Genomic DNA, 1,278 nt, shown 5'->3' on the forward strand with positions numbered 1-1,278 from the left:
TCGCGGCCGGACGCGGCCTGCGCGCCGGCGCCGGCGGTCCGAAGCAATATCGCACGGTCGGCGGCCGCACCGTCATCCATCGCGCGCTCGCCGCCTTTGCGGAGCATCCCGAGGTCGCGGTCGTGCAGCCGGTGGTGAACCCCGATGACATCGACGTCTTCAACGCGGCCGTCTCCGGCCTCCGTCACGAGGCGCCCGCGCAGGGCGGCGCGACTCGCCAGGCCTCGGTGCTCGCGGGCCTCGAGGCGCTGGTGCCGCACAAGCCGGACATCGTGCTGATCCATGATGCCGCCCGTCCGTTCGTGACGCCGGCGGTGATCTCGCGCGCGATTCAGGCCGCCAGCAAGACCGGCGCCGCGATCCCCGTGGTGCCGGTGACGGACACGGTCAAGGAAGTCGGAACCGGCGGCGACATCACCGCGACACCCGAGCGCGCGAAGCTGCGCATCGCCCAGACGCCGCAGACTTTCAAGTTCGACACCATCCTGGAGGCGCATCGCCGCGCGGCGCGCGAGGGCCTCACCGAGTTCACAGATGATGCGGCGATCGCCGAATGGGCGGGATTGACGGTTGCGACCTTTGAGGGCGATGTTGCCAACATGAAGCTCACCACCCCGGAAGATTTCGTGCGCGAGGAAGCGCGGCTCGCGGCAGCGCTCGGCGACATCCGAACCGGCACCGGCTACGACGTGCACGCCTTCGGCGAGGGCGACCACGTCTGGCTGTGCGGCCTGCGCGTGCCGCATACGAAGGGCTTCCTCGCCCATTCCGACGGCGATGTCGGCCTGCACGCCCTGGTCGACGCCATTCTGGGCGCGCTGGCCGATGGCGACATCGGCTCGCACTTCCCGCCCTCCGACATGAAGTGGAAGGGCGCCTCCTCCGACCAGTTCCTGAAATATGCCATCGAGCGCGTGACCGCGCGCGGCGGCCGCGTCGCCAATCTCGAGGTGACGATGATCTGCGAGCGCCCGAAGATCGGCCCGCTGCGCGACCAGATGCGCGCCCGCATCGCCGAGATCTCCGGCGTCGACATCTCGCGCATCGCAGTCAAGGCCACCACCAGCGAGCGCCTCGGCTTCACCGGCCGCGAGGAAGGCATCGCGGCGACGGCGAGCGCGACGATCAGGTTGCCGTGGGGTGTGTAGTCGCAGGTGGCGCTCGCGCTGGTGCGAAAGGCGACGTCTTCCGTCTGTGTCGGACGATAAAAGTTAGGTGGCTGGGCGCTGGCCGCCACGTGTGAGTGAAAGTCGAGTTCTTCACCGCGATCGCGGTGCG

The 1,278-nt window shown here is 69.3% G+C and carries 1 protein-coding gene; it reads left to right on the forward strand.

All coding sequences use genetic code 11. From position 1 onward, the window contains the following. A partial coding sequence (locus tag BRAS3809_RS22600) for a bifunctional 2-C-methyl-D-erythritol 4-phosphate cytidylyltransferase/2-C-methyl-D-erythritol 2,4-cyclodiphosphate synthase (protein ID WP_035657713.1) occupies positions 1-1,148 on the forward strand: 1,148 nt, incomplete at its 5' end. Positions 1,149-1,278: the final 130 nt, after the last annotated feature.

Source organism: Bradyrhizobium sp. STM 3809 (assembly GCF_000239795.1).
In the GTDB taxonomy this organism is placed as follows: domain Bacteria; phylum Pseudomonadota; class Alphaproteobacteria; order Rhizobiales; family Xanthobacteraceae; genus Bradyrhizobium.